The sequence below is a fragment of the Faecalicatena faecalis genome (assembly GCF_012524165.2).
Taxonomy (GTDB): Bacteria; Bacillota; Clostridia; order Lachnospirales; family Lachnospiraceae; genus Faecalicatena_A; species Faecalicatena_A faecalis.
Genome location: NZ_JABACJ020000038.1, coordinates 1 through 26,376, shown reverse-complemented (window position 1 = coordinate 26,376; position 26,376 = coordinate 1). Strand labels below are relative to the sequence as shown.

General features: G+C 45.7%; 33 protein-coding genes. 30 read left to right on the top strand and 3 right to left on the bottom strand.

Annotated features, from left to right (window positions below):
• Positions 1-118 precede the first annotated feature (118 nt).
• Both HGO97_RS22580 and HGO97_RS22575 read left to right on the top strand, forming a co-directional pair.
• On the top strand, positions 119-379 hold the full coding sequence (locus tag HGO97_RS22580; RefSeq protein WP_216245445.1) for an Rpn family recombination-promoting nuclease/putative transposase: 261 nt from the start codon (positions 119-121) through the stop codon (positions 377-379).
• A 30-nt stretch (positions 380-409) separates the two neighbouring features.
• A complete protein-coding gene (locus HGO97_RS22575; protein ID WP_216245443.1) occupies positions 410-850 on the top strand; it encodes a hypothetical protein in 441 nt (146 codons plus the stop codon).
• A gap of 117 nt (positions 851-967) precedes the next feature.
• On the opposite strand, the gene HGO97_RS22570 is transcribed toward HGO97_RS22575, so the two are convergent.
• Positions 968-1,855: a LysR family transcriptional regulator gene (locus HGO97_RS22570; RefSeq protein WP_216245441.1), complete on the bottom strand. Its 888-nt coding sequence runs from the start codon at positions 1,853-1,855 to the stop codon at positions 968-970.
• 273 nt (positions 1,856-2,128) lie between these two features.
• On the opposite strand from HGO97_RS22570, the gene HGO97_RS22565 reads away from it, so the two are divergent.
• Genes HGO97_RS22565 through ttdB form a run of 3 tightly spaced genes read left to right on the top strand, consistent with a single transcriptional unit; the run spans position 2,129 to position 4,976 of the window.
• Positions 2,129-3,394, top strand: coding sequence for an SLC13 family permease (locus HGO97_RS22565; protein ID WP_216245439.1), 1,266 nt, complete (start codon positions 2,129-2,131; stop codon positions 3,392-3,394).
• Between the two features lie 56 nt (positions 3,395-3,450).
• Positions 3,451-4,350, top strand: a complete 900-nt coding sequence (ttdA, locus tag HGO97_RS22560; protein ID WP_216245437.1) for a L(+)-tartrate dehydratase subunit alpha — start codon at positions 3,451-3,453, stop codon at positions 4,348-4,350.
• Positions 4,350-4,976: a L(+)-tartrate dehydratase subunit beta gene (gene ttdB / locus HGO97_RS22555; protein ID WP_216245434.1), complete on the top strand. Its 627-nt coding sequence runs from the start codon at positions 4,350-4,352 to the stop codon at positions 4,974-4,976. Before ttdA ends, ttdB begins: the two co-directional genes overlap by 1 nt.
• Positions 4,977-5,029: 53 nt before the next feature.
• Here ttdB and HGO97_RS22550 read toward each other — a convergent pair whose 3' ends face one another.
• Positions 5,030-5,563 (bottom strand): late competence development ComFB family protein, encoded by a 534-nt coding sequence (locus tag HGO97_RS22550; RefSeq protein WP_216245433.1) that lies wholly within the window; start codon positions 5,561-5,563, stop codon positions 5,030-5,032.
• On the bottom strand, positions 5,539-6,327 hold the full coding sequence (locus tag HGO97_RS22545; protein ID WP_216245431.1) for a ParA family protein: 789 nt from the start codon (positions 6,325-6,327) through the stop codon (positions 5,539-5,541). Before HGO97_RS22545 ends, HGO97_RS22550 begins: the two co-directional genes overlap by 25 nt.
• A gap of 175 nt (positions 6,328-6,502) precedes the next feature.
• On the opposite strand from HGO97_RS22545, the gene HGO97_RS22540 reads away from it, so the two are divergent.
• The 25 genes from HGO97_RS22540 to HGO97_RS22420 all read left to right on the top strand — a co-directional run bounded on the left by HGO97_RS22540 (position 6,503) and on the right by HGO97_RS22420 (position 26,048).
• On the top strand, positions 6,503-6,808 hold the full coding sequence (locus HGO97_RS22540; protein ID WP_216245427.1) for a flagellar biosynthesis anti-sigma factor FlgM: 306 nt from the start codon (positions 6,503-6,505) through the stop codon (positions 6,806-6,808).
• Positions 6,809-6,884: 76 nt separating this feature from the next.
• Positions 6,885-7,331: a flagellar export chaperone FlgN gene (flgN, locus tag HGO97_RS22535; RefSeq protein WP_216245426.1), complete on the top strand. Its 447-nt coding sequence runs from the start codon at positions 6,885-6,887 to the stop codon at positions 7,329-7,331.
• A 33-nt stretch (positions 7,332-7,364) separates the two neighbouring features.
• Positions 7,365-8,810, top strand: a complete 1,446-nt coding sequence (gene flgK / locus HGO97_RS22530) for a flagellar hook-associated protein FlgK (protein WP_246597713.1) — start codon at positions 7,365-7,367, stop codon at positions 8,808-8,810.
• Between the two features lie 14 nt (positions 8,811-8,824).
• Positions 8,825-9,805: a flagellin N-terminal helical domain-containing protein gene (locus tag HGO97_RS22525; protein WP_216245423.1), complete on the top strand. Its 981-nt coding sequence runs from the start codon at positions 8,825-8,827 to the stop codon at positions 9,803-9,805.
• Between the two features lie 21 nt (positions 9,806-9,826).
• A complete protein-coding gene (locus HGO97_RS22520; protein WP_216245421.1) occupies positions 9,827-10,414 on the top strand; it encodes a DUF6470 family protein in 588 nt (195 codons plus the stop codon).
• Between the two features lie 30 nt (positions 10,415-10,444).
• Complete coding sequence (gene fliW, locus HGO97_RS22515; protein ID WP_216245420.1) at positions 10,445-10,882, top strand: flagellar assembly protein FliW; 438 nt, start codon at positions 10,445-10,447, stop codon at positions 10,880-10,882.
• Positions 10,883-10,885: 3 nt separating this feature from the next.
• Positions 10,886-11,155 (top strand): carbon storage regulator CsrA, encoded by a 270-nt coding sequence (gene csrA, locus HGO97_RS22510; RefSeq protein ID WP_216245418.1) that lies wholly within the window; start codon positions 10,886-10,888, stop codon positions 11,153-11,155.
• Positions 11,142-11,627: a hypothetical protein gene (locus tag HGO97_RS22505; protein ID WP_216245415.1), complete on the top strand. Its 486-nt coding sequence runs from the start codon at positions 11,142-11,144 to the stop codon at positions 11,625-11,627. The genes csrA and HGO97_RS22505 overlap by 14 nt, the downstream gene beginning before the upstream one ends.
• Before the next feature lie 11 nt (positions 11,628-11,638).
• Positions 11,639-14,218: a flagellar filament capping protein FliD gene (fliD, locus tag HGO97_RS22500; RefSeq protein WP_216245413.1), complete on the top strand. Its 2,580-nt coding sequence runs from the start codon at positions 11,639-11,641 to the stop codon at positions 14,216-14,218.
• A gap of 13 nt (positions 14,219-14,231) precedes the next feature.
• Positions 14,232-14,618, top strand: a complete 387-nt coding sequence (fliS, locus tag HGO97_RS22495; RefSeq protein WP_216245411.1) for a flagellar export chaperone FliS — start codon at positions 14,232-14,234, stop codon at positions 14,616-14,618.
• A 16-nt stretch (positions 14,619-14,634) separates the two neighbouring features.
• Positions 14,635-14,997 carry a flagellar basal body rod protein FlgB gene (locus tag HGO97_RS22490; RefSeq protein ID WP_216245409.1) on the top strand — a complete coding sequence of 121 codons (363 nt, stop codon included), beginning with the start codon at positions 14,635-14,637 and terminating at the stop codon, positions 14,995-14,997.
• Between the two features lie 12 nt (positions 14,998-15,009).
• Positions 15,010-15,471: a flagellar basal body rod protein FlgC gene (gene flgC / locus HGO97_RS22485; RefSeq protein ID WP_216245407.1), complete on the top strand. Its 462-nt coding sequence runs from the start codon at positions 15,010-15,012 to the stop codon at positions 15,469-15,471.
• A 37-nt stretch (positions 15,472-15,508) separates the two neighbouring features.
• Positions 15,509-16,303 (top strand): OmpA/MotB family protein, encoded by a 795-nt coding sequence (locus tag HGO97_RS22480; RefSeq protein ID WP_216245405.1) that lies wholly within the window; start codon positions 15,509-15,511, stop codon positions 16,301-16,303.
• 21 nt (positions 16,304-16,324) lie between these two features.
• The gene (locus tag HGO97_RS22475) at positions 16,325-17,209 is read left to right on the top strand and encodes a flagellar motor switch protein FliM (protein WP_216245403.1); all 885 of its coding nucleotides are present in this window, start codon (positions 16,325-16,327) and stop codon (positions 17,207-17,209) included.
• Between the two features lie 17 nt (positions 17,210-17,226).
• Positions 17,227-18,177 carry a FliM/FliN family flagellar motor switch protein gene (locus tag HGO97_RS22470; RefSeq protein WP_216245402.1) on the top strand — a complete coding sequence of 317 codons (951 nt, stop codon included), beginning with the start codon at positions 17,227-17,229 and terminating at the stop codon, positions 18,175-18,177.
• Positions 18,178-18,187: 10 nt separating this feature from the next.
• Positions 18,188-18,547: a FliO/MopB family protein gene (locus tag HGO97_RS22465; protein ID WP_216245400.1), complete on the top strand. Its 360-nt coding sequence runs from the start codon at positions 18,188-18,190 to the stop codon at positions 18,545-18,547.
• On the top strand, positions 18,544-19,350 hold the full coding sequence (gene fliP, locus HGO97_RS22460) for a flagellar type III secretion system pore protein FliP (RefSeq protein WP_216245398.1): 807 nt from the start codon (positions 18,544-18,546) through the stop codon (positions 19,348-19,350). The genes HGO97_RS22465 and fliP overlap by 4 nt, the downstream gene beginning before the upstream one ends.
• A gap of 13 nt (positions 19,351-19,363) precedes the next feature.
• The gene (gene fliQ, locus HGO97_RS22455) at positions 19,364-19,627 is read left to right on the top strand and encodes a flagellar biosynthesis protein FliQ (RefSeq protein ID WP_216245396.1); all 264 of its coding nucleotides are present in this window, start codon (positions 19,364-19,366) and stop codon (positions 19,625-19,627) included.
• A 13-nt stretch (positions 19,628-19,640) separates the two neighbouring features.
• Positions 19,641-20,414, top strand: coding sequence for a flagellar biosynthetic protein FliR (locus tag HGO97_RS22450; RefSeq protein ID WP_216245394.1), 774 nt, complete (start codon positions 19,641-19,643; stop codon positions 20,412-20,414).
• 20 nt (positions 20,415-20,434) lie between these two features.
• On the top strand, positions 20,435-21,505 hold the full coding sequence (flhB, locus tag HGO97_RS22445; RefSeq protein ID WP_216245392.1) for a flagellar biosynthesis protein FlhB: 1,071 nt from the start codon (positions 20,435-20,437) through the stop codon (positions 21,503-21,505).
• Positions 21,506-21,516: 11 nt separating this feature from the next.
• Complete coding sequence (locus HGO97_RS22440; RefSeq protein WP_246597711.1) at positions 21,517-22,263, top strand: cell division ATP-binding protein FtsE; 747 nt, start codon at positions 21,517-21,519, stop codon at positions 22,261-22,263.
• 23 nt (positions 22,264-22,286) lie between these two features.
• Positions 22,287-23,531 carry an ATP-binding protein gene (locus HGO97_RS22435; protein WP_216245390.1) on the top strand — a complete coding sequence of 415 codons (1,245 nt, stop codon included), beginning with the start codon at positions 22,287-22,289 and terminating at the stop codon, positions 23,529-23,531.
• Positions 23,532-23,561: 30 nt separating this feature from the next.
• Positions 23,562-24,431, top strand: coding sequence for a DNA-binding domain-containing protein (locus HGO97_RS22430; RefSeq protein WP_216245389.1), 870 nt, complete (start codon positions 23,562-23,564; stop codon positions 24,429-24,431).
• A gap of 168 nt (positions 24,432-24,599) precedes the next feature.
• Positions 24,600-25,262: a hypothetical protein gene (locus tag HGO97_RS22425; RefSeq protein ID WP_216245388.1), complete on the top strand. Its 663-nt coding sequence runs from the start codon at positions 24,600-24,602 to the stop codon at positions 25,260-25,262.
• A 126-nt stretch (positions 25,263-25,388) separates the two neighbouring features.
• A complete protein-coding gene (locus tag HGO97_RS22420) occupies positions 25,389-26,048 on the top strand; it encodes a hypothetical protein (RefSeq protein WP_216245387.1) in 660 nt (219 codons plus the stop codon).
• The last annotated feature ends 328 nt before the right edge of the window (positions 26,049-26,376 follow it).

Here is a 26,376-nt window from a genome sequence, read left to right as displayed (position 1 = left end):
AGAATCTAATCAGACTTTCGGAGAACAAGTATGCTTGAGCTGTATGTCATGAAAGTGACACGTACAGTTCTTAGGCGGGAAAGAGGGAGTAATCCCTCCGACCTAGCCGACTGTTTCCATGTTGATTGATGGGCGACTGAACTTATATGAGCATCAGAGTTCCTGGAATCCGAATATGCCGCTGCGAGGGCTGTTCTATTTCGCAGAATTGTATAAGCATCTGGTACAGGGAGAGAATATTTACGGAACGCGTCTGATTCCGCTCCCGACTCCGATATACCTTGTTTTTTATAATGGAGAGCGTGAGATGGGAGACTATGAAGAGATGAAGCTGTCTGATGCCTTCGTGCATGGTAATGAGCAGTCGGGGATGGAATAAAAGGTCAAAGTAATCAATATTAAGTATGGCATGAACCAGGATCTGATGGAAAAATGCAGGACGCTTGCAGACTATGCATATTTCGTGGGTCAGGTGAAGAACTATATGGGACAGATGGAGTTAAAAGAAGCAATCCTGCAGGCAATGGATGAGTGCATCCGAGAAGGCAGGATGGCAGAATTTCTGAAATCAAGGAGGGATGAAGTAATGAATTCATTACTGACAGAATATGATGAGGAAAAAACACTGGCGGCGAATAGAGAAGAGGCTTTTAAAGAAGGAATCGAGAAAGGAATAGAAAAAGGGATAGAGAAAGGTCTATTTACTGGAATATGTGCCTTCATACAGGATTATCTTGAAGATGGAAAGACAAAAGAAGAGATTATCGTCAAGTTAATCAAGCGTTTTTCCCTGAGCAGGGAAGAGGCGGAACTATATTATGAGCAAATCACAGAATCGAAGCAGGCATGAATAAGCGAGGGTAATTTGTGAATTCCCTGAAGGATATCGACGGCATCACTGACTGATAATATATCAGGACAGTGCGGCCGTCTTTTTCTTTATCATTGGAAAGCTGATAGGTGAATATCAGTTCCGTACAATTGTTTCCGCGTATTTCCCTGTAAAAGAGATATATTTTTCTACACTGCTATTGATATATTTCCCTTTCTTCCATACGAGCCCGATTTCCTGGTTGATAGTTGGGACGATGGGGATACCGATAAGTCCCGTCATATTTTTCAGGAGGGAGGAGTAGAGGAATGCCCCTCCGAGGTTGTTCTTCACAAAATTCTGAATAGTATAAAGCTGGCTGGCACGCATCAGGACGTGTGGCTTCACTTTGATACTTTCGAACAGGGAGTCTAAGGTGGCATTCTGCACAGAGTCAGTATTGTACATAATCAAAGGTTCATCTTTTAACATTTCTATGGTCACTGCATCTTCTTTTGCCAAAGGGTGTTCAGGGGAGACGCAGAATACAATCTGGTCGGAAAGAATCTGACAGGAATTCAATTTGTCTATCTCATAAAAATTCATATTGACTAAAGCCAGGTCCAGGATATCCTCCTGTACCAGATTTGCTGCGCGGATGGAAGCGTATTCAATCAGTTCCACGGGAATGTCAGGGTATTCCTTTTGAAATGCAATCAACATCTCTGGAAAGAATATGGTACTTAAAAGTGGCGGAATACCTATACGGATAGGCGTGACCTTCCTCCCGAGATCGTAGAACTCAGAAGAGGTCTGTTTGATGGTGTTGAGCAATTCATTCGCCTTCTGATAAAAAATCTCTCCCTCTTTTGTTAAGGTCATATGATTCTTGGAACGGGTAAACAGGCTGATAGAGAATTCTTTTTCTAACTCACGTATTGCAGATGAGATTGCAGGCTGTGTTACATAAAGCTTTTGGGCGGCCTGTGTAATACTGTGATAGCGGCTGACAGCACAAAAGTATTCCAACTGAATGATCTTCATGATAGTTCCCTTCTTTACAATCCTTTTTTCCTTTTTAAAAAATAGCGATTCTGGACAATATTACTGAAAAAGCGGCTGCTATTGCTTTGAATTATAACATACTTCTGTTAAAAATGTTCAAAAATGAAATCTATATTAATCTTTTTTTATAGGGGTATCATTTTTTGTAAATGTACAAATAAAAATCCAGTCGATATAATAAGGCCATAGCAATTGGTAATAAATCGGCCGGCTTATTACTTTCATTTTAGAAAAAGGATTGGAGGAAAACAGATGAGTCCGTCTACAATAACTTTATTATTACTCCTATTTGGGGTAGTCATGTTTGTTTTAGAAAAGATACCGCTTGGAGTTACTTCTATGATTATCTGTATTGGCCTGGTGGTCACAGGAGTGCTGGATGTCAAGACAGCCTTCGCAGGATTTATTGACAGCAATGTTATTTTATTCGTGGCAATGTTCATTGTCGGGGGGGCATTATTTGAAACAGGTATGGCAAATAAGATTGGTGGTATCGTCACCAGATTTGCCAAGACAGAGCGTATGCTGATTGTTGCGATTATGGTGATCGTTGGTCTGATGAGTGGGATTCTGTCGAATACAGGAACCGCAGCCGTACTAATTCCGGTGGTAATCGGAATTGCTGCAAAATCAGGATATAAAAGATCAAGACTTCTACTGCCCCTTGTATTTGCAGCGGCGATGGGAGGAAATCTTTCCCTGATCGGTGCACCAGGAAATCTGATTGCACAGAGTGCTCTTCAGGAAATGGGTCTGAAATTTGGATTTTTCGAATATGCAATTGTTGGTATGCCGATTCTTATTGCAGGTATCATATTCTACGCCACAATCGGTTATAAGCTGCTTCCGAATCATGAGGCGGGAGATGATGGGGCATTTGACACAGAAAAGGATTTCAGCCAGGTCCCGGCATGGAAACAATGGCTGTCACTTATTATTTTAGTTTTAACACTGCTGGCCATGATTTTCGAGGATAAAATAGGGATTAAGCTATGTATTTCAGGAGGGATTGGAGCCTTATTATTGATTTTGACTGGTGTTATTTCAGAGAAGGATGCTTTAAAATCCATCGATTTAAAGACGATCTTTTTATTCGGCGGAACACTTTCATTAGCTTCGGCCTTACAGGAAACAGGTGCCGGAGAAGTGATCGCCAACAAAGTGATCGGCGCGCTGGGGGCTCATCCGTCCCCATACATTCTGACTCTGGTCGTATTCCTTCTGTGCTGTGCGTTGACGAACTTCATGTCAAATACGGCGACCACGGCGCTGATGGTCCCAATCTGTCTTTCGATCGCCCAGGGGATGGGGGCAGATCCAAGAGCAGTATTGATGGCTTGTGTGATCGGAGGTTCCTGTGCATATGCAACACCGATCGGTATGCCGGCGAATACAATGGTCGTCGGAGTCGGAGGATACAAATTTATGGACTATGTAAAGGCAGGGTTGCCGCTGATTGTCATTGCGACTATTGTGAGTATGATTATCCTTCCGATTGCATTTCCATTCTTCCCTTAGAAAATCGGCCATAAATATTGAGAACTATTGTAAAAAAATCAACAGGAGGCATAGAAATGGATAAGAAAGAACAAGTAGAGAAGTTAACCGGATATATGGCAGAGTTCGTGGCCTATATTGGGAAAGTTCTGCCAGATGATATTATTGCAAAATTAGATGAGCTCGCAGAGAAAGAAGATGCTCCGCTCTCTAAGGTCATTTATGAAACAATGAAAAAGAACCAGGTGCTTGCAAAGGAACTGAACAGACCAAGCTGTCAGGATACCGGCGTACTCCAATTTTGGGTGAAGTGCGGCGTGAACTTCCCGCTGATGGGGGAACTGGAGGCTTTATTAAAAGAGGCAGTCATTCGTGCGACTGTGGATGCACCGCTCCGTCACAACAGTGTGGAGACATTTGACGAGTATAATACAGGAAAGAACGTAGGAAAAGGAACACCGACAGTGTTCTGGGATATTGTGCCTGATAGTGATCAGTGCGAGATTTATACATATATGGCAGGCGGCGGCTGTACTCTTCCGGGAAAAGCCATGGTTCTGATGCCGGGTGCGGGATATGAAGGCGTGACTAAGTTTGTGATGGATGTGATGACATCCTATGGATTAAATGCCTGTCCGCCGCTTCTTGTGGGAGTGGGCGTGGCGACCTCAGTAGAGACGGCAGCCCTGCTTTCTAAGAAGGCCCTGATGCGCCCTCTTGGAAGCCACAATGAAAATGAACGTGCAGCATCGATGGAAAAGCTGTTGGAGGACGGGATCAATGCCATCGGCCTTGGACCACAGGGAATGGGTGGAAAATATTCTGTGATGGGAGTTCACATTGAAAATACAGCAAGACATCCATCTACGATCGGCGTTGCCGTAAACGTTGGATGCTGGTCTCATAGACGTGGACACATCATATTTGATAAGGATCTCAATTACACGATTACAACACATTCGGGGGTGACTTTATAATGCTGGAAATGAAAGATGGAAAGAAGATTTTGACGACACCAATATCAGCAGAAGATCTGGCTGATATTCATATAGGAGATATCATTTATCTGAACGGAAGTATGACTACCTGCAGAGACGTGGCGCACAGACGTCTGGTGGAAGGAGGCCGTGAGCTCCCGGTCGATGTCAGGGATGCGGCGATTTTCCATGCAGGTCCGATCATCCGTCCTTTGGAAGACGATCAATTTGAGATGGTATCTGTAGGGCCTACGACAAGTATGCGTATGGAAAAGTTCGAAAAGGAATTTGTGGAACAGACAGGCGTGAAGGTCATCATCGGAAAAGGCGGGATGGGTCCAAATACAGAATATGCCTGCAAGAATTATAAAGCGATTCATTGTGTATTCCCGGCAGGAAATGCAGTAGTAGCAGCTACAGAGGTAGAGGAAATCATAGAGGCACAGTGGCGTGACCTGGGGATGCCGGAGACACTTTGGCACTGCCGGGTGAAGGAATTCGGGCCATTGATCGTATCGATTGATACAGACGGACGGAATCTGTTTGAAGAAAATAAGGTGATTTTTAATGAAAGAAAAGAGAAGGCCATTGAAGAGATCTGTAAGCATGTAAGCTTTATCAAGTAATATCATATAAAAACGAGAACCTGGCGCAGCCGATCTGGCTGCATCAGGTTCTTTTAATGTCTGGGTGATTTTTTGACGGTCAGTATTGCCTGGATCAATGCACTTGTGACTGCGGAACCGTATTCCTCTTCTGTGATCCTACGTTTTTCCTCATCATGTTCATTCATGACCATGTAACGAGGCGTCAGCTTATTGAGTGCCAGGGCAGCAATATCTTTCTTGCATTTGTTGCATTTACAGCAGTTGAATCTGGCAAGGGTGCTGTCCAGCTTGGACAGGACTAAGTCCTCCATCACATTGACCAGAATCATATCTCGGGATTCCTGGATCTGTCTGCTTGCCGCAGTAGTGCGGTTCACACTGGGGGGACGCTGTCCGTGTAAGGCAGAGAGTCCGGAAGCGGCGGGAGTAAAGGAAAAGGCCTCTGGGTTCCCGGGTACTACAAAGGAGGATGCGTTCTCTCCGGTCTCATCTGCTTTGATCTGGACAGATGGTTCATGGACTGCCTGGTTCACAGTATGTCTTGCTGTAGGCATGATCTTACGGTACATAATCTCTTTATCTAACTCATTCTTGCTTTTTGGCATGGTGTAAGCCCCTTTTCAAGTAATTCTTCGGTGAATGTCTTATAATCGATGACAGCGTTGCAGGCTGGAGCATAATCCAGAATCGACTTCTGCAGCGACTGAGCTTCCCTGAGAGCGACACTCTCACGGATAAAAGTCTCGAATACCGGGATATTCAGGTCAGAGGATATCATATGGACGGTCCCGGTGATCTCCCTGCTGAATCTGGTCCTTGGATTATGGCGGGTCAGGAGCAGGCCAAGGATCTGAATATCGGGATTACACTGAGTGCGGACGCGGTCAATGGTCTCCTCTAACTGTGTGATTCCCTGCAGACTAAAAATATCGGACAGCATAGGGACTAATACGTAGTCGGATGCCGTGAAAGCATTGACTGTCAGGACACCGAGTGCAGGCGGTGTGTCTATCAATATGTAATCATACAGCGGTATTAGAGGCTTAAGTGCATTTCGAAGAAGGAATTCACGCTGGGCGCCAGTGAACTCCAGCTCGATACTGCTCAAAAGGATATTAGCCGGGATGATGTCGACAACGGTTCCTCTTTGGACCGCGTACTGGGTCTTAAGCTCACCTTTGAGCACGTCATAGATGGTGGCGCTCATATCGGTGTCAGCGCCAGCACTAAAACTTAAGTTCCCCTGTGGATCTAAATCGACGGCAAGTACTTTGTACCCCTTTTCTTTTAAATTGACAGCCAGAGCATTGGCTGTTGTGGTCTTTCCAACCCCGCCTTTTTGGTTGGAAATGCTGATAATCTTTCCCATGTTGTAAATCCTCTTGTTTTCGACATATTATGCAGTAATTATACCAACTTTGGTATGCATTTACAAGGAAGGTCAGAAAATAAAATGCTAGAAAGGTATAAAGTTTTGATAAATGTGTCCGATAATATTATTAGAGTTCTTATGGAGTTTTGATCGAAAAGAAAGGATGTTGAGGATGGAAGTGAAGATTACAGGCGGCCAGGCCGTTTATAAGAACATGATGAACAGCATAAAAGGGAACAGACCGGTCCACGTATCCGATGATTCAGATAAAAGAATATCAGGAGAGAGGCATCAGGATGAGATCGTGATCAGCGGTGACGGAATTAAGAAGCAGGAAGCGGCCCAGGCGGCACAGAGCCTTTATCAGACCATGGGACAGGACGCTAAGTCAGAGCGGATCGCAGAGCTAAAGCAGCAGGTACAGGATGGAACATACCGGATTTCTTCCGAGGTGCTGGCCGGAAGGATGCTCTTATAGAATGACCGGGGCATGAAAAGACGCATGGGACGTAAAGGAACATCAGGATGGACAGATAAAGAAAAGGAAAAGAATAATGGAACATTTGATTGAATTTTTAAAAGAGTACGCCGCCTTCTTTGAGGAGGTAGAGAGAAGACAGCAGGAAAAGCTGGAGATTCTTACAAGAGGGGAGCTGGCCGGGATTGAAGAGACAATCTTGATGCAGCAGGCCTTGGATAAGCAGATAGAGAATATAGAACGTAGGCGCATGGAGCTGTTTGAGCGGGAAGGCTGTGGAACAAAGAGCCTGCGTGAGGTGACAGAGGATGCACGGGGAGAACAGAAGGCAGAATTGGAAGCCCTCTACAACAGGCTGGATGCAAGTATCGGGAATATCAAGTTCTTGAACCAGAAGTGCATCAAGCTGGCTAAGGCGGCGCTCGCTGGAATGGGAATCATCCCACAGGAGCAGACAGATGGCACATCAGGATACCAGCAGAGGAAGAGTTACAGCGGTTCGATTTTACAGACAAAAATATAAGGAAGAGGGTGGGTAATTTTGAGACCGACATTCATGGGATTAGAGACAACAAAGCGCGGTATCATGGTGAATCAGAAGGCTTTGGATATTGTTGGGAACAACATCAGCAATGTGAAGACCAAGGGATATACAAGACAGCGCCTGGATATGGTATCTGTGCAGAACGGTGGCACCACACATCTTCCAACGACTTCGATTCCGCTTGCGGGGCAGGGGGTAGAGGCAGTCGGTGTAGGACAGATCAGGAATGCATTCCTGGACAGCAAGTTCAGGGAAGAGTATGGAGATGTTGGATTCTATGACCAGCGCCAGGCCATGTTGAGCGAGATCGAGGCGGCGATCAGTGACCCGGAGGTGGAAGGGACCGGAATCAAGGATTCTCTTTCTACTCTGTTAACAGCCTTGACGAAGTTCAGTGAGAATCCTTATCAGGAGACACAGGCGAACATTGTACGTTCTGCATTTACTGGTGTGGCACAGACATTGAACCAGTATGCACAGAAGCTGAATACGATCCGGGAACAGCAGCAATCCGACCTTGCGATATCCGTGGAGGATGTGAATGCAAAGCTGGAGCAGCTTGCCGATTTGAACAAGACGATCGTGGATGAGGTGTTCACGAATGCGGATTATGATGGGACAGCATATGGACCGAATGAATTATTAGACCAGAGGAACTTGATTCTGGATGCGCTTTCCAGATATGGGGAAGTGCAGGTTTTCCCGAAGGATGACGGGGGAATGCAGGTGAAGTTCAATGGCAAGGTCGTGGTCGATGGAACGGGAAACCAATATACAGCGGACTCCATCCAGATCGGAGAGGATAAGACGAGCCTGATGTGGCAAAGTGACCAGGAACAGCTAAAGCTGCCGACGGGGGTACTGAAAGGGTATGTAGATGTGCTCAATGGTGCGAGCCAGCTAGACAAAGGGATTCCTTACTATCAGGATAAGCTGAATGATCTGGCAGTGAATCTCGCGGCAGCCTTTAATCAGGTGATTCCCAATGATAATGGAGATGCGGGGCATAAGGTATTATTAGAGGGCGGTGAGGATGGAACCATCACTGCGGCGAATCTCTCCATCAGTGCCGACTGGCTTGCGGATGCTAATTATGTGATTCAGCAGAATCCAGACGGTGAGATGGATAACACGAATGTATTGAATATGAAGAACCTTTTAGACCAGGATTTTACATTTAACGGAGAATTCACAGGGACATTCAGTGAATTTGTTACTTATATCACGACTGCACTTGGAAGTGATATGACTTTAAATGGGTCAAGACTGGAAGCATCTGTTACTACGGCAGAGTCCGTGGATGAGAGTCGGACATCTGTATCGGGAGTATCCCTGAATGAAGAGGGAATTGAGATGATGACCTATAATAAAGCATATCAGGCGCTGGCACGTATGATGACGACCATGGATGAACAATTGGATGTCTTGATCAATAAGACCGGGCTGGTCGGAAGATAAAGGGGGAAGATAGAATGAGAATTACAGAAAGTGCTTTGAGTCAGACTTATTTGAAAAATCTACAGAGGAATATGTCGGATTTGTCTTCCTCTAACTTGAAGCTGTCCTCTGGCAGGAATTTTAATCATGTATCTGAGGATACAGGAAGTGCAGCAAGGGCATTTGCAGTCCGGGATCAGATTCAGAAGAACCAGGAGTATGTAAATACGGTGGAGAGTTCCATCGGGGAATTAGATACAGCGGATGATAGTATTATGACAGTTAGTTCCATCCTAAAGACTGTTTATGAGAATGTTTCGAAGGCAAATGGGGGAAGCAAGTCCCAGGAAGATCTGGATGCCATTGCAGAGCAGCTTCACGGGCTGAATAATGAGATACTGCAGACGATGAATTCCAAGTACGGGGACAAGTTCTTATTTTCCGGGTCAAGCAATGGGGAGCAGCCTTTTACAGTAGATGAAGCAGGAAAATTATTTTTCAATGGTGTGGCAGTAGATGATGCTGTGGCAGGCACCGATTTCCATGAGAATAAAGTAGTCTATTTGGATATCGGATTCGGGATGACTTCGGCACCAGGTGGAATCAATAGTCAGACCGGAATTAAGATCTCTACTTCTGGTGTGGATGCATTAGGATATGGAAAAGATGCCGAGGGAGAACCGAATAATATCTATAGCTTGATTTCTAAGATCGAGGCACAGTTGAAGGCAGGGGACAAAGAGGGCGCTGCTAACAGTATGACTCATCTGAAAAAGTCAGAGGAGAAGCTGTCGGCCTGTATCTCAGAGATGGGAACCAGGCAGAGCATCCTGGATCGTGCAAAGGACAGGCTGGATGCAGAGACAATCAATCTTCAGTCCCGCCAAAAGGATTTGGAGCTGGTCTCCCTGGAATCAGAATCTGTGAATAATAAGACTTATGAGATGGCATGGATGGTGACGCTGCAGCTCGGGTCCAGTATCATACCTCCATCCATATTTGATTTCATGAGGTAAAACAAGCGGGAGGGCATTGTTATGGATGTTTTGAGAATTTCTACGACTCCGATTCAGCTTTCCATGTCTTCGCAGAGGGCAAGGCTGGAATCGAAGATCCCGGACCCGGAGGCAGGAATCATCAATCAGCCGGGCAGACTTGAGATAAGATCAGAGAATATTAAAGTGAACATTGATACATTTGATGCAAGGCAGAGCATGGGATACCGGACAGGTCTGGGAATCATGAAGGATTCGGCACAGGCCGGAACACAGGCGGCCGGGGATGCCACGGCACAGTATGCAAAGATGGGGAACCAGCTTGCACAGATTCAAAATGGTGTGACTCCGGCGGATGTGATGAAGCAGTTTACCATACCTGGGCCAGTCACTACGGGCATCAAGTTCATCCCATCACAAGGGCCGGATATCAGTTGGGAGGCACCAGATCTGGATATTGATTATACTCCTGGAAAGGTGGAGTTCGAACCAAAGGTCGATTTCTCTGCCGGGAATTACGTGCCGGGAAAATTAGAAGTCAATGTGGAGCAGTTCCCGAAGGTAGAGATCGAATATGTGGCGGACCCGCTGTATGTACCGCCGCGGGCGAATCCGAATTATGAGGAATAATAAGCAGTCACAGCTTGGGAGGACATAAAAGTGCAGATAGAGACAAGAGATTTCGGAATCATAGATATAGAAGAGAAAAACGTCATTACATTTAAACAGCCGATTTTCGGATTTGAGGAATACACCCAGTATGTACTGGTATCTGATTCTAATATGGGCAGCGGCATCTGCTGGCTCCAGTCCATTGAGGAAAAGGATGTCTGTTTTATCCTGATGAATCCCCTTGAAGTATGCAAAGATTATGCACCGGTCGTGATGCAGGATGTTCTGTTTACCCTGCAGGCGGCTCCAGAGGATGATCTGGACTGTTGGGTGATCACAGTGATCGGAAAGACATTCCAGGATTCCACTGTGAATCTAAAAAGCCCGATCATCGTGAACCATAAGATGAATTTTGCAATGCAGATTATTCTGGAGCAGGATTACCCAATACGCAAGAGAATATTCGACGGGGAGAGTGAGGGATAACAGATGCTTGTACTATCGAGGAAAAAAGGAGAGTCCATCAAGATCGGTGATGATATTGAGATCTTTGTATCTGACATCAAAGGAGACAAGGTGCGTCTCGGAATATCTGCACCGCCGGATAAGAAGATTACCCGTACAGAATTCTATCTGACTGTTGAGAATAATAAAGAGGCATCTGATAAAGTGGAGCTTCTAAAGATTTTCCAGTTATCCAGGAACCTGCATGGTACAGATGGAGAAAAAGGCAGGGGAGAATCAGATGAGAACAGATGAGGAAGTAATAAAATTATTGCAAAAGAAAAAAGAAAATTTCCTTAGGTACGAAGAAGAAACAAAAAAATTGACTGCAAATGGAGAAGATGCTGTAGAGCAGATTACAACTGCATTGGCAGAACGTCAGGAGCTGATCGGTATTATTGATGGAATCGATGCAAAGATTCGCAAGCTATGTGAGGATACAGAGGATGGCGCGCTGCTTTTGGATGCGTCCAGGAATCGGTGTGAATACCAAAGTCTGACACCTTCTTATCAGGAAGTATATCAGGCAGGACAACAGGTGTTTCAGATCATTGCCCGGATACAGAATGAGGACCGTCTTGCCGCAGCTAGTATGGAACATGTGAAGAACCGGTTTCAGAAGGATATCCGGCAGAATCAGAAGGTCTCGAAGTTTTCTGGATATCTGAAAAGCATGGATTACGGGGAAGACGTGAAAAAGGGATTTTTATATAACGAGAAGAGATAGGAGGTACCCATATGTCATCAATTGACCCGACAGGGAGTGTCACGATAGGCAATATGATGCCGGGACTTGTATCCGGTCTGGATACGGAGAGTATGGTCGAGAAGATGCTTTCGGGCACACAGTCAAAGATTGACAAACAGTATGCCAAGAAACAGCAGATCGAGTGGAAACAGGAGATTTACAGAGATATTATTACAAAGCTGGATAATTTCAGGACAAAGTTCTTTACGTTCAGCAGCCCAAGCGATACGAATTTATTGAGTAATGCTTTTTTTAATGTAATGAATACTACAAGCAGTTCCGGGGCTGTTAAAGTGATTTCTTCCAGCTCACAGGCAGCTTCTAAGATTAAGATTGACAGCATTGATCAGCTTGCGACGTCCTATCAGGTCTCTACGAATAGTGCCTGGAAGGTATCAAAGGAACTGCAGGGCGATGCGATAGATGCCGCTGATCTGGCCAGTTTTTCAGGTCAGGAGCTTTCCATCGACGTCAGCTTGGATGGGGTGAAGAAGACAATCCGTTTTCAGGGCGCTGATAATACTGCTGATTTGGTGGCAAATCTGAACGAGAGTCTGAGCAGCGTGTTTGGAAATACCGTTACGGCAACGGCATCAAATGGAGGATTGAAGATTGATGGGAGCGGCGGCAGCCATACGATTATACTGACGGACACAGTACAAGGGGATTCTCTTAAAAAGTTAGGGTTTATGGAAGGTGCTTCCAATAAGCTGAATTACAATGCATTGCTAAGTGAATCACCTTTCGCTGCTGCACTTCAGGGAAATTCGTTTGAATTTTCTATCAATGGGACTGTCATTCAGGCAAAAGGCAGTGATACGGTCGGGGATGTGCTGAACCGAATCAATAATAGTGATGCAGGAGTCAGGGTGACTTATAATGCGATTACGGATAAATTCACGATGGAATCGAAGACGACCGGAGATATCGCAGATATTGAAATGGAGCAGACACAGGGGAACCTGTTGTCAGCTATGTTCGGGTTAGGACAGGGCAGTGGAATCACAGGAAGTATGGCCAGGATGCGTTCTACGAATACGTTGACTGGTTTCGATAAAATGGACGATGCTCCCGGTCAGCTATTGGACAGCATTATGTCTGCCGCGCGCGCAGGCGGGCAGAGCTTTAAGCTTCATGTGAACGGCCGGGCATTTGAGGTCGGTATTCCTGGGCTGGCAGATGACGATCCTGATTATGATAAAAATACTTTTATCCAGGCCATCAATGATCAGTTGGCTACGGGCTTCGGTGCTGGGAACATAGAGCTGTCAGTGGTTTCTGTAAACGGTGAGGACCATATTCAGATTGAATCCGCTGATGGGTATATGTTAAGCTTCGATGAGCAGGATCTGCAGCATAATGTGAACGATGCCCTGGGGTTCAGTGCAGGGAATGAGACTACAGAGGCAGTTGTCAGCCAGGAGGTGACAAAGGATAGTACTCTTGGAGGAATCGGACTTAGCGGAAGTTGGACAATCCGGGGAACAGACAGCTCAGGTGCTGCTGTCACACAGACATTAGTGCTGGATTCTTCCTGGACAGTGGAAGAACTCACACAGAAATTTAATGATATGAATATTGGAACACTTGCTTTTGATCCGGTTACAAAATCCTTATCGATGTCAAATATGACGGATGAAAATGTAACCGTCACAGGGGATACAGACGGCGCAGATGCGTTGCAGTCGCTGTTTGGACAGAACTCTCTTACTTTCAACACATCAGGTGATCCTCTTGAGATTAAGACGGGACAGAACGCAAAGCTCACTGTAGACGGAACCCCCATAGAAAGGAACACGAATGAGTTTTCGCTCAACGGCGTTAATATCCAATTAATGGAGGAATCAACAGGGCCAATTAGCTTGACAACTGAGCGGGATACCGATAAAATAGTAAGTGGAATTAAAGAATTTGTCGAAGATTATAATTCAATAGTCGACGAATTGAACGGATATCTGACAGAAAAGTCAAATTACCGCTCCTATGCACCTCTGACAGATGCCCAGAAGAAGGAGATGTCAGAAAAGGATATCGAACGCTGGGAAGTGAAGGCTAAGCAGGGACTGCTCCGCAATGACGGTACGATCGAATCCCTCCTTAGCAACATGCGGACTGTGATGTATAAGACAGTGGAAAGTACGGGAATGGCATTGTATGATATCGGGCTCGATACCTCCTCAGATTATAAGGATAACGGCAAGCTGGTTCTGGATGAGGAGAAGCTTCGTGCAGCACTTTCTACGAATTTGGATAAGGTACAGCAGTTGTTTTCCAGCAAGACGGATGGTGTGGGACAGGCCTTGGGTGATATTTTAAAAGACGCCGCATATGTAAGCAGCGGTTCACCCGGAACTCTTGTTGAGTACGCGGGTGCCAAGACAGCACTGGACACACAGAATACATTGAGCAAAGAACTCGCAGAGATCGGCGACCGGATCAAGGAACTAAATACAAAGTATGAGGCAGAAAGAGCCCGTTACTGGCAGCAGTTCTCAGCGATGGAACAGGCACTGTCACAGTTGAATACACAGAGTTCCTGGGTTTCACAGCAGTTCTCAAGTTCGAATTAAGGAGCAGATAGTTATGCAGAATCCATATGAAAAGTATAAAGAGCAGTCCGTGATGACGATGACGGGCGGCGATATGATAAATTTATTATTCGAGACGGCAGTAAAGCGTTTGAATGAAGGGCTGAAGTTTCTGGAACAGAAGGATTTTGAAGGCAGCAATATCGCTTTTCAGAAGGCACAGAGCATCTTTACCCATCTGGATGTAACGCTTGATGATAAGTATGAGATATCAAAGAATTTATCCGCGTTGTACGAGTTTTTTAATTACAAGATCGTACAGGCGAATATGAAGAAAGATCCACAGCCGGTGGAGGAGATTTTACCTTTGATCGGAGAACTACAAGAGTCGTTCCAGCAGGCTGATAAGCAGGCAAGAATCATGAGGAGCCAGGTTTCATAAGTAAAGGAGTTACGTTATGTCACTATTTGAAGACAAGTCATATCAATCACTGGTCAACGGACTGGATTCAGCCTGGATGAAGCAGAAGGTACATAGCAATAATATTGCGAATAGTGAGACGCCGGGATTTAAGACCAAGAATGTCGAGTTTAAAGAGATTCTTTCCAAAGCAGAGGAAGGAAAGAGGGCATCCTGGGAACAGAAGGCTGTGGTCACAACGGATGACTCTACGTCCTCCAGACCGGATGGCAATAATGTGAATGTTGATAAAGAGGAGCTTGAGATGTGGCAGGCGTATGCGCAGTACTCTGCGTTGTCACAGCGGCTGGCAGGAAAGCTTTCTTCTTTGCGATATGTAATTAATAATACGGCGAAGTAGGGGGGATAAGAGATGTCATTTTTAAATTCACTGGACATTACAGGATCGGCCTTAACGGCGGAGCGGTTTCGGTCAGATATCATCCTCCAGAATCTTGCCAATCAAAATACGACAAGGACAGAGGAGGGAGGTCCTTACCGGAGGAAGCAGGTCGTCTTCCGGGAACAGCCCCTCACTTTTCAGGAGCAACTGGGGAATGCTATGAAGACTGGCAGCGTATCTGTTGGCAGGCGCGGCAGAACAGAGGGCGGTGTGATTGCGGAGGAAGTGGTAGAGAGCCAGGAGGCTTTTGTACCGGTCTATGATCCGACGAACCCAGATGCGGATGAAAATGGATATGTACAGATGCCCAATGTCAACAATGCCGAAGAGATGGTAGATCTGATGGCGGCGAGCAGGGCTTATGAGGCCAATATTACGGCTTTGAATATTACGAAATCAATGGCGATGAAGGCTCTTGAAATCGGGAAGTAGATACGTGAAATAGTTAGGGAAGAAGGCGGTGTTCCCGATGAAACGGAAGCAGAGGAATAGCGGAGACGGTCAGGAATGGTTGAATACATATGCAGATATGATTACATTGGTTCTGACCTTCTTCGTTTTATTGTATAGTATATCGAATATCAATATGGTAAAGCTGGAGAAAGTGGCAGAGGCTATGCAGAAGAAGCTTGGCATAGAGTCAAAGCTGGAACTAAAGGATCTGCCTCAGAACATGAAGTATCCACAGGTGGGAGATACAAAGGAAGAATTGACTGCTTCAGAGGCCGCATTGAATGAGGCCAAGGAGAAGATCGAGTCCTATATGCAGGCGAACAATGCAGCGGCGGAAGTGACCCAGGAGGACGATGTGTTATATATCCGGTTTAAGAACGAGATGCTGTTTGCACCAGACAGCCCGGATATCCGGCAGGAGAACATCCGTTATCTGGATTATGTAGGAGATGTATTAAAAGCGAAGGAGCCGGAGATATTGGCAGTCTATATCAATGGACATACGGCGGATGCGCCGGATTCGGCGTGGAATGATAGGATACTTTCTTCACAACGGGCAGATAATGTTGCAATCTATCTGGAGGAACAAAAGGGGATAGAACCAAAGAAATTGATTTCCAGAGGATATGGCAAGAACTATCCGATTGCAGATAACAGTACAAAGGAAGGCCGGGACCAGAACCGCCGGGTTGATATCATCATTCTGGGAAAGGACTTTGAATGGTCCCAGCTTGAGGGGGACGGAAGCGGAAGTGCACAGAAGTTCGATCCGCTGACACCGATCGATGTACCGGGTGCACAGTCAAAGTAGCGGCATAGGAAGGACATAACATTGATTAAGACATACGATTTTAAATCTCCGAAAAAGTTTACAAAAGAGCGCATGAGTATCGTGGAGAACCTTTATGAAGGTTTTTCACGTTCTCTTGCGACATGGCTGACTGGCCTTTTACAGGTCTACTGCGAGGTCAGTGTGACGAAAATAGAAGAATGCAGGTATCAGGAGTACATTAGTGAAGGCGAGGATATTTCCATGTTCGCCCTGATGAACCTGATTCCTGAGAATAAGGAATACAACGAATCTCCAATCGTCTTTGAGATGGAGCCTGCGTTGTGTTTCTTTATGATTGAACGTCTTTTGGGCGGGCAGGGAACGGAATATGAATTGGACCGGGAATTTACCGATATTGAGATGGCGATCATAGAGCATCTCCTAAAGAAAATTACCGAGTATGTACAGGATGCATGGAACGGTTACATGGATATCCGGGCTGCGCTGACAGGAATGGAGACGAATTCCCATCTTTTACAGATGAGCGCACCGGAGGATGTCATTCTGGTAGTGGAGATGGAAGTGCGGGTGAAGGAGCTTTCGACGAAGTTCTATCTGGCTATGCCTGCCGCGAATGTGGAGGAGCTGACCTCTAAATTCGGCTTCAAATATGTCCAGAAGACGAAGCGCAGAGATAATGGGGCAGCACGGAGGGAGAACCTGGTCTCGAACTTATTGGAGACAGACGTTGAGCTGAGGGCAATCCTGCATCGATTTGAATTGGATGCACAGGAGGTCATGAAGCTTCAGGTCGGAGATGTTGTGCCGCTGAATAAAAGAATAGACAGTGATATTGAAGTGATGGTGGAGGATGTATCTAGTTTTACGGCAAAGCCAGGACATACGAAGCTTCGTAAGGCGATTCAGATTGAGAAAGTGTTATAGGCCGGGGGGAGAAGAGAATGGGCAGATTGGATTTTGAATCATTGATAGAACTGTTAAAGCTGGCCCTTGTGCCGGCCGGCAGTACGATGACAATGCTTTTTGGAAGAAAGGCAGTGATGTCTGAACCAGAGATTCAGAGGGTGACTTTTGAAGAGCTTAAGACGATCCTGCCGGAGTCCTGTGTGGCGGCCGGAATCAGAATGTACAGGGGCGAGACAGAGAGCAGAGAGATTTTTCTGGTCGAGGAAGTTCTTGCAGGATATGCTGCGGGACTGGTCATGGGCAGCAACAAAGCTCAGTTGATCGATGATATCGTATTGAGCACTCTTAAGGAGATCACGGCACAGAGTCTGGAGTCCGCGAAAGAAGCAGTCACGGAGTTTCTGGGATATGAAGTGCAGGAGGACCTGCTTGGACTAAAGAGGATGGAGTCAGAAGCACAATTGGAGAGCTGGTGCCGTGAGGCAGGTATGCAGGAGCTTTTGCTTGTTTCTTGGGAGATGGAGATTCAGGATACGGTAGCTGGACGGATTTACTGTGTATTATCCGAACAGATTCTCAAGGTCCTGGGGATAGGTTCTAATCGGGAATTGGAGAACAATAAAGCAGAGCCTGTGCAAAGAGACAGCAGGACTTATGACAGACCAGGAAGGATGGTCAAGGTAAAAGAGGCAGGATTCCCTGAGTTTAAGGCAGAAGATATGGAAGAGACTGTGGATGACATCGATGAACGGCGAGAGAAAATTCAGGAGATTACACTTGGTGTGTCAGTACAGATCGGGAGCATGGAATGTACAGTGCAGGATATTCTGAATCTGGAGGAAGGGCGTGTGCTGATGCTGGATAAGCAGGCAGGCTCTCCGGCGGATATCGTTGTGAACGGGGAACTGATCGCCAAAGGCGACATTGTAGTTATGGGAGAACAGTTCGCGACCCGCATTACCGAAATTGTGAACAGGAAAGGGTAGTAAAAAGATTATGATCGTTTTGAAACTGCTGCTGTATTTTGCAGTGTTGATAGGAGTACTGGTACTTGCATATTATACGACAAAGCTGATCGCGGGGACGGCAGGGCCGAGACAGTCATCAGCGAATATCCAGGTTCTGGAAAAGGTGACGCTTGGGAAAGAAAGCTATCTACTGATCGCGCGTGTTCAGGAACGTATCGTTCTACTGGGAGTGACCCCGGGCGGGATACAGAAGCTGGAGGAATTGGATGAGTACATAGAAAGCAGCCAGAAGGCACCGGAGGATTTTGGCCGGGTCTTGGCAAAGCAGATTCAGAAAAATTTCGGCAGTAAGTCAGGCAGAAACAAAAACAGAGGGGACAGGGAATGAAGGAAAGGTTATACACACGAAAAGACCTAATCAAATATGGCGTTATTTTTTTGATATCACTTGTGGCAGTCGCTGTCCTATTTTTCACATGGGGACGTGTAGCACAGGCTGCCAATCTGAATATCAGCCTGGGAAGTGGAACAGATGGGAATGGTTCGGATACACTGGACGTTCTTTTACTGTTCCTTTTTTTAGCTGTTGTGCCCTCACTTGTGGTGATGATGACCAGTTTTACGAGGATTATCATTGTCTTATCCTTTCTAAGAAATGCGCTCGGAACACAGCAGTCACCTCCGAACCAGATTCTTGTAGGTCTGGCCCTGGTGCTTACCGTGTTCATTATGAGTCCGGTGATCTCGAAGGTGAATACGAAGGCTTATGAACCATATAAGGAAGGTACAATGACCAGAGAGGAAGCTTTAAAGGAGGCCGAGATTCCGGTGAAGGAGTTCATGCTCAAGCAGACGGAGAAGAAGAGTCTGGAGCTGATGATGTCCATCTCTAAGACGAAGATGCCTGAGGCCTCCAAGGAGGCAAAAGGGATCGAGAAATATATGCCTCTAAGTATTACGGTCCTGACTCCCGCATTTGTTCTAAGTGAGCTGAACAAGGCATTTACGATGGGATTTTTGATATTTATCCCATTTCTAATTATTGATATGGTGGTGGCGAGCACGCTGATGTCGATGGGGATGGTCATGCTGCCGCCCACGATGATTGCACTGCCTTTTAAGATTATGCTGTTCGTGCTGGTAGGCGGCTGGGATTTGGTGATTGAGACATTAGTTAGGGGATTCAAGTGACAGGAGATATGGGATGAGTACAGGAGAAGTTTTAGAAGTGATGAAAGAAGCGATGTTTGTTGCCTTTGAGCTGGCAGGTCCGCTTCTGATTGTGAGTATCGTAGTCGGGCTGATTATTGCAATCTTCCAGGCAGCAACGCAGATTCATGAGCAGACTCTGACTTTTGTGCCTAAGCTGATTGTGATCGCGATTGTTCTGGTCCTTCTTGGTCCCTGGATGTTCAATATTTTCAATGACTTTATCCACAAGCTGTTTTCGATTATGGCAGGCCTATGATGTGGAGGGATAGATGATGGACGGACTCATGGGCTATTTTGATGTATTTTTGCTTGTGTTCGCCAGGATGGGAGGAATGATTCTGGCGAATCCGCTCCTTAGCAGGAAAAATGTTCCGATGCGGGTGCGTGTCGGGCTTGTATTGGGACTCAGCCTCCTTCTTGCGCCCAACCTGGATGCACAAGCGGCCGCTTTGTTTAACGGTGTGGAGATGATGATGGCCTTATTCAAAGAGGCGGCTCTGGGGGTCTGCTTCGGACTGGTGTTCCAGATTTTTTATTATATGATATTCGTGGCAGGAGATGTTATGGATACGGTGTTCGGCCTGTCCATGGCAAAGGTGTTCGATCCGGTCAGCGGCACACAGGTGTCGGTCATGGGACAACTGCTTCAAATTGTATTCGTCCTGTATTTCTTTGCGACGGGAAGCCATCTGGTCATGATTAAGATATTTGCATATTCTTTCGATATGATACCGCTGGGAGCTTATACCCTTTTGGTTGAAGAAATCAGTCGTTTTCTACTAACATTGTTCAATTCTGCGTTTCTTCTGATGCTTAAGATGAGCCTTCCGTTTATTATCGCGGAATTTATTGTGGAGGCTGCCATGGGAATCCTGATGAAGTTGATTCCACAGATTCATGTGTTCGTGATCAACATGCAGTGCAAGATTATTGCGGGGCTTCTGCTGGTCCTGATGTTTGCACAGCCTTTGGGAAATTTTATCGATAACTATATCGGTGTGATACTGGATAATATGCAGAAATTGTTGACGGTTGCGGTATAAGAAAAAGGAGTTGAGGGGTTATGGCAGCTGATGAAAAAACTGAAAAAGCCACTCCCAAGCGGCGCCGGGATGAACGGAAGAAGGGAAATATCTTCCAGAGCCATGATTTGACTTCCGTGTTGTCGCTTTTGCTTATTTTTAATGCACTAAGGCTGCTGGCTCCCTACATTTATAAGTATATCCAGCAGGCGGTACAGCTCTTCTTTTCCCTTGCGGCTACGATGTATCCGGTAACGGATGGGAACATAGGAGATATTTTGGTGAAGGCAATTCTGCTTTTTATGATGGCGGCGCTTCCATTACTGCTGGTCAGTATGGCTGGGGCTGTTATTTTTACTGCCTTCCAGACGAAGATGTTATTCTCTGCAGATGCACTCAAATTCAAGGGCAGCCGCATCAACCCGCTCAAAGGATTCAAGCGTCTGTTTTCTTTGCGCTCCACGATTGAGCTTCTCAAAGCGATCGCGAAGATCAGTGTGCTCGGTGTGGTCATCTACCTGAATATCAAGAACCGGATCTATGAATATCCACGCCTGATGGACGGAAGTGTGGTAGGGGCACTGAGCTTTGCAGGTGACAGTCTGGTATCCTTGGTCAATACGGTGGGAATTATGTTCCTTGTGATGGGCGTGTTCGACTATCTGTATCAGTGGTGGGATTATGAGAAAAATCTGCGGATGAGCAAGCAGGAGATCAAGGAAGAATATAAGCAGTCAGAAGGAGACCCGCAGGTCAAAGGGAAAATCAAAGAAAAACAGCGTCAGATGGCTTCTATGCGTATGATGCAGAAGGTCCCGGAGGCGGATGTGATCATCCGTAATCCGACCCACTATGCCATCGCTATTAAGTATGACTCAGAGAAAAACAGGGCGCCTGTCGTTCTTGCCAAGGGGGCAGACAGGGTGGCGCTTCGGATCGTGGAGATCGGGGAAGAGCATGGAATCTATATTACCGAGGATAAGCCGCTCGCCAGAGGACTTTTTGAGGCGGTAGATGTCGATATGGAGATTCCGGCACAGTTCTATCAGGCGGTTGCAGCAATCCTTGCTGTGGTTTATAATATGAGAAAGAAGAAGCACGCATCCAAATAGCTGTGTTTGGGATGATTGGGAGGACCGTCCGAGAAGACGGTGGGAAACAGCAGACGGGAGTTCGTATGGTTATTCTGGAAAATGTAGAGAAAAGGTATGCAGATGAGATGGCACTGGATGGAATCAGTCTTCATATAAAGAAGGGGGAGTTCGTTTTTCTGACAGGGCAGAGCGGTGCGGGGAAGACGACTCTGATCAATCTCCTGCTCAAGGACATGGAGCCGGATCAGGGACGAATCGTTGTGAACGGTGTCGATCTTGGGAAGGTGACCCCACATTATCTTTATCGGTACCGCAGGATTCTTGGGGTGGTCTTCCAGGACTTCCGGCTGATTCCAGAGTGGACGGTCTATGAGAATGTGGCATTTGCGCAGCGTGTATTGGGCGTGACTTCACATAGTATTTCAAAGCATGTAAAGGATGTCCTGTCTATGGTAGGCTTGGAAAAAAAGGCAAAGAGCCACCCGGATCAATTATCCGGCGGGGAGATGCAGAGGGTGGCGATCGCCCGTGCTATCATCAACAAACCATACCTCCTGCTGGCAGATGAACCGACAAGAAATCTGGATCGGCTCAATGCGATTGAAATCATAAAAATCATGGAGCGGATTAATCAGACCGGGACTACAGTGGTCGTAGCGACCCACAACCGTGAGATTGTGAATGCTCTTGGAAAACGAGTGGTGACATTGGAGAACGGACGTGTCATCAATGATTGTGAACACGGACGTTATATGTGTTCGGAGGATGGAATGTGAATTAGTATAAAAGAGGTGAGTGGATGAGGAATAAGACGAGAGATCTGTTTAAAAATCGGTGGGTCCGAATTGTATGTTACGGACTTTTGCTTGGTCTGTTGTGCCAGGTCTACATCTCACCCTTTGCGTATACGAGTTATGTGGTATCACTGGGGACTCCGGCAGTGAATGCCCTTCTTCTATTTCAGCCGGAACTGCCCGTGCTGCCGCTTTTGTCAATCATGTCCGCGGTGGCATGTTTGCTGAGAGGGACCGTTGGAGCCGTGGGGAATACAGGATTTATGTCGATGTTCCTTCCGGCGCTTTTTTATTATGGGATATATAGTATTTTAGTCAGTATTTTATTCCGTATTTTCAATCATGCACGGAAGTTCCACCTGATGATGGGAATGATTGTCTGCGACTGTGCGGCCAATGCGGTGCAGCTTGCGCTGATGGGACATCCAGAGGGGAAGGCAGTCATCTATTCGGTATTGATTTCGGTGATTCGAGGGGCCTTCGTCTGGCTTTTGTACTGTATGTATGAGTGGGAACATCTATACCTCAGGAAGAAGGAGCATCAGAGTCATTATGCGCAGCTCAACCAGATCGTGACGGATATTTATGCAGAATCCTTCTATCTGAAAAAGTCTATGGAGGATCTGAATGAATTGACTCGAAAAAGCCACCAGCTCTATGAGGACTTAGAAAGCCGGGGACAGGACGGTCAGCAGGCTCTAGAAATAGCCAGGGAGGCTCATGAGATCAGGAAGGATTATCAGCGGGTCGCAGAAGGCTTTTCCGCTCTGATTCATGAACATGAGGAGAAGAGCATGAAACTTTCGGCGGTCCTTCAGATTATTGAGGACAACACAAAGCGGCAGATGGCACAGCGTGGGAAGCTGCTTACCTTTCAGGTGCGGTTAAATACCGAGATGCAGATTCAGCATTATTACGATTTGTTTACCATATTGAATAATTTGCTTGTCAACAGCATGGATGCTTGTGAGGCAGGAGGGCATATCGGGCTCTCGGCAGAGAAACAAGATAGGATGCTTGTATTGACCGTGACAGATGACGGCTGTGGAATTGATCCTGACATGCAGGAGTATATCTGGGGGGCGGGATTTTCTACCAAATATGACAAGGAGACCGGACAGATGTCTACGGGAATCGGACTGTGCCATGTTGCGAACGTGGTTCAATATCTGGGCGGGATGGTGGAACTGAAAAGCCAGCCAGGGAAAGGCAGTGAGTTTCAGATCATGTTGCCGGCAGAAGCGTTGTAGATAGAAGAAATAGAAACAGGAGGGAAAGACATGAAACCTTCTATATTTATAGTAGATGATGATAAAAACATACAGAAGATGCTGGAATTTTTCATAAGGAAGGAAAATCTGGGGACGATCGCTGGGATTCAGGATTCCGGTGCAGATGCGGCGGAGGAAATCTTGTTCGTGCAGCCGGATATCGTTCTGCTGGATTTGCTGCTGCCAGGAAAGGATGGAATCCACGTCCTGGAAGAGATCATGCAGGGAGGATTCCAGGGAAAGGTCATCATGATCTCGCAGGTGGATGATGCGCAGATGATGGAAAAAGCATATGAGAGAGGGATTATGTTCTATATTAATAAGCCACTGAATGCGATTGAGGTGGTGAGTGTCATCTCCAATGTGGCAAAGCTGGTCCATCTTCAAAAATCAATGGATACGATCCAGGGAGCTTTGCTGGGAATTCAGGCAGCTCCGTCTGTGAATCAGAATGTGCTGGCAGAGCGTTTCCGTAAAATATGTTCCGATATTGGAATCTGGGGGATGAAGGGGATTGATGAGCTTCGAAAGATTATTTTTACCATTCTGGAATATCAGAAGGTGGAGAAGTCCTATCAGATGAAGGAAATTTATGAAAAAGTAGCCGGAGAGTTATACGGTACAGAACAGCTTGCTTCTAATAAGAAGGCATTGGAACAGCGGGTAAGGAGGATCATGCTCAAGGCACTTTCCAATATTGCACAGATGGGGGCGGAGGATTATTATGATCCGGTCTTCGCGGATTATGCCAATCTGCTGTTTGATTTTGGTCAGGTGAGATCCGAGATGAGGCATCTCAAAGACCCGGAGGCAGAGCCGGGACGGATCAGCTCTAAGAAGTTCATCGAAGGATTTCTACTTCGCATGACAGCGTCATAAAAGAGAAGAACATAAAGAAAGTTTCAAAACATAAAAAAGAGTCTTTCTTTGTAAAATAATAGCGAAAATAACTGACATGCTTCTTTCTTTTTCAACAATGGGCCAGTGCTATAATCCTTCTGGCAGGGAATCAGACAAACCTGACAAGCCCATAAGGAGGAAGAGGATATGTACAGGAAAAAGAGGATAACAGCGGTGGTCGTGGCGGCAGTCTTACTGGCAGTATTGGGAGGATGTGTCAATAAGTTCAATGCGGCAGGATATACCAAGGCACTTCTGGATGTCACGTATAAGAATGAAACAGAGCAGTATATCGAATTGACTGGCTCGACACAAGAGGCAGCAGACGAAATTTTCACCAAAAGTCTGGATGCCACCATGGAGGATTATGAGAAGTTAAATCTGCCGGACGAACTGGAGAAGAACTACAGACAGTTATTTGGGGATCTGATGAAGAGTGTAAGGTATACGGTGTCGGAGGCAAAAGAGGATGACAACGGGAATTTTACCGTAGATGTGTCCGTGGAACCGATTACTATTTTTGATGATACATACAGCCAATTTCAGGAAAAGGCCAAGGAGTATGCAACACAAGTCAGCAATGATGTGATGAATGGGGCAGAGATGCCGTCAGAAGAAGAAATGCAGAATCATATCTATGACATTTATTATCATATTCTCAATGAGGTCCTGGAGCAGGGACTCTCTTATGGGAAAGCGGAGAAGGTGACGGTCCATATCAATAAAGGAGAAGGTGATATTTATGAGATTCCCAAGGAAGATATGACGGCACTGGATGATAAGATGCTGTCCCGTGAAGTCCTTCAATAAAAGGTCTTAAAAGGATGAAAGAAAAGCTCTGTTCAAGCTATCTTTCTCTATAAATCGATGATATAATTTGTTTAAAGGACAGATTTTCTGACAGAATCTGTCAATTATCATGAGGAGGAAAGCGTTATGAACAAGAGAAAAGGAATTGCTGCAATTTTAGTATCTGTGATGGTGCTGGCATTGCTGGCAGGATGTACAAAGAAATTTGATGCAAGCGGTTATACCAAGTCGATCCTGGATCTCTACTATAAGGGGGAGACTGAACAGTATGTAAAGCTCACTCAGACCACAAAGGAAAAGGCAGAGGAGCAGTACACACAAAATCTGGATCAGATGGTAGAAGAGCTTTCTGAGTGGGAGCTTTCCGATGAGCTTATGGAGAAGTTCAGAGGATTTCTTGCGGATCTGAATAAGAACGTGAAGTACACAGTAGGTGAGGCAAAAGAAGATAAGGATGGCAATTTTACAGTGGATGTCACTGTGGAGCCGATCATGAACCTGACGGATGCTGTGGATGTATACGTAGAGCGGTATGAAGAGTATACGCAAAAACTGATGGAAGATGTGGAGAATGGTGCAAAGATTCCGACGGAAGAAGAGATTCTGAATGATGAAATCGAATTATATTACAATGTCCTGCGTGAATCCCTGGATTCTGGAGTCAAGTATGGTGATGCAGAGACGGTCACGATGCATGTGGAGAAGAACAGTGATAACAAATATGAGATTCCACAGGAGGATTTCAAGGCTTTGGAAGCATTGACTATGTCAACAGACTTTAATTAAAGATAGTCAGAAATAAGAATTATCAAAACCGGCGGTCGGCAAGTTTGACCGTCGGTTTTGATTTTATTACGATACTATCAATAAAACAAATGGATATATAAGTAATTTCATAAGAAATGATCAAGATTTGGTATATAATGAAAAAAGACGTCCAATTATGAACGTCTAAAAACAGGGGATGAGAGAATCGAACTCCAAAAATCCCTCTGCTCTTATTGCGAGTCTGTGAAAGTTTTTCTGTAATTAAAGATTTATAAGGTCTTCTATGATAAAATAAAAATCATAGGAGGCCTTTTATTATGGCAAGAGAAAAGAAACCTGTACACAA

Excerpts from the sequence above, each read along its gene's own strand:
- HGO97_RS22450 (WP_216245394.1), top strand. The coding sequence starts at position 19,641 with ATGATGGACGGACTCATGGGCTATTTTGATGTATTTTTGCTTGTGTTC.
- HGO97_RS22520 (WP_216245421.1), top strand. The coding sequence starts at position 9,827 with ATGGATGTTTTGAGAATTTCTACGACTCCGATTCAGCTTTCCATGTCT.
- flgK (WP_246597713.1), top strand. The coding sequence starts at position 7,365 with ATGGGATTAGAGACAACAAAGCGCGGTATCATGGTGAATCAGAAGGCT.
- csrA (WP_216245418.1), top strand. The coding sequence starts at position 10,886 with ATGCTTGTACTATCGAGGAAAAAAGGAGAGTCCATCAAGATCGGTGAT.
- HGO97_RS22580 (WP_216245445.1), top strand. The coding sequence starts at position 119 with ATGTTGATTGATGGGCGACTGAACTTATATGAGCATCAGAGTTCCTGG.
- flgN (WP_216245426.1), top strand. The coding sequence starts at position 6,885 with ATGGAACATTTGATTGAATTTTTAAAAGAGTACGCCGCCTTCTTTGAG.
- ttdA (WP_216245437.1), top strand. The coding sequence starts at position 3,451 with ATGGATAAGAAAGAACAAGTAGAGAAGTTAACCGGATATATGGCAGAG.
- HGO97_RS22465 (WP_216245400.1), top strand. The coding sequence starts at position 18,188 with ATGATCGTTTTGAAACTGCTGCTGTATTTTGCAGTGTTGATAGGAGTA.
- HGO97_RS22565 (WP_216245439.1), top strand. The coding sequence starts at position 2,129 with ATGAGTCCGTCTACAATAACTTTATTATTACTCCTATTTGGGGTAGTC.
- fliQ (WP_216245396.1), top strand. The coding sequence starts at position 19,364 with ATGAGTACAGGAGAAGTTTTAGAAGTGATGAAAGAAGCGATGTTTGTT.
- flhB (WP_216245392.1), top strand. The coding sequence starts at position 20,435 with ATGGCAGCTGATGAAAAAACTGAAAAAGCCACTCCCAAGCGGCGCCGG.
- HGO97_RS22420 (WP_216245387.1), top strand. The coding sequence starts at position 25,389 with ATGAACAAGAGAAAAGGAATTGCTGCAATTTTAGTATCTGTGATGGTG.
- ttdB (WP_216245434.1), top strand. The coding sequence starts at position 4,350 with ATGCTGGAAATGAAAGATGGAAAGAAGATTTTGACGACACCAATATCA.
- flgC (WP_216245407.1), top strand. The coding sequence starts at position 15,010 with ATGTCATTTTTAAATTCACTGGACATTACAGGATCGGCCTTAACGGCG.
- HGO97_RS22505 (WP_216245415.1), top strand. The coding sequence starts at position 11,142 with ATGAGAACAGATGAGGAAGTAATAAAATTATTGCAAAAGAAAAAAGAA.
- HGO97_RS22540 (WP_216245427.1), top strand. The coding sequence starts at position 6,503 with ATGGAAGTGAAGATTACAGGCGGCCAGGCCGTTTATAAGAACATGATG.
- HGO97_RS22490 (WP_216245409.1), top strand. The coding sequence starts at position 14,635 with ATGTCACTATTTGAAGACAAGTCATATCAATCACTGGTCAACGGACTG.
- HGO97_RS22570 (WP_216245441.1), bottom strand. The coding sequence starts at position 1,855 with ATGAAGATCATTCAGTTGGAATACTTTTGTGCTGTCAGCCGCTATCAC.
- HGO97_RS22470 (WP_216245402.1), top strand. The coding sequence starts at position 17,227 with ATGGGCAGATTGGATTTTGAATCATTGATAGAACTGTTAAAGCTGGCC.
- HGO97_RS22480 (WP_216245405.1), top strand. The coding sequence starts at position 15,509 with ATGAAACGGAAGCAGAGGAATAGCGGAGACGGTCAGGAATGGTTGAAT.
- HGO97_RS22430 (WP_216245389.1), top strand. The coding sequence starts at position 23,562 with ATGAAACCTTCTATATTTATAGTAGATGATGATAAAAACATACAGAAG.
- HGO97_RS22550 (WP_216245433.1), bottom strand. The coding sequence starts at position 5,563 with ATGCCAAAAAGCAAGAATGAGTTAGATAAAGAGATTATGTACCGTAAG.
- HGO97_RS22525 (WP_216245423.1), top strand. The coding sequence starts at position 8,825 with ATGAGAATTACAGAAAGTGCTTTGAGTCAGACTTATTTGAAAAATCTA.
- fliS (WP_216245411.1), top strand. The coding sequence starts at position 14,232 with ATGCAGAATCCATATGAAAAGTATAAAGAGCAGTCCGTGATGACGATG.
- HGO97_RS22575 (WP_216245443.1), top strand. The coding sequence starts at position 410 with ATGAACCAGGATCTGATGGAAAAATGCAGGACGCTTGCAGACTATGCA.
- fliD (WP_216245413.1), top strand. The coding sequence starts at position 11,639 with ATGTCATCAATTGACCCGACAGGGAGTGTCACGATAGGCAATATGATG.
- HGO97_RS22425 (WP_216245388.1), top strand. The coding sequence starts at position 24,600 with ATGTACAGGAAAAAGAGGATAACAGCGGTGGTCGTGGCGGCAGTCTTA.
- fliP (WP_216245398.1), top strand. The coding sequence starts at position 18,544 with ATGAAGGAAAGGTTATACACACGAAAAGACCTAATCAAATATGGCGTT.
- HGO97_RS22440 (WP_246597711.1), top strand. The coding sequence starts at position 21,517 with ATGATTGGGAGGACCGTCCGAGAAGACGGTGGGAAACAGCAGACGGGA.
- HGO97_RS22545 (WP_216245431.1), bottom strand. The coding sequence starts at position 6,327 with ATGGGAAAGATTATCAGCATTTCCAACCAAAAAGGCGGGGTTGGAAAG.
- HGO97_RS22435 (WP_216245390.1), top strand. The coding sequence starts at position 22,287 with ATGAGGAATAAGACGAGAGATCTGTTTAAAAATCGGTGGGTCCGAATT.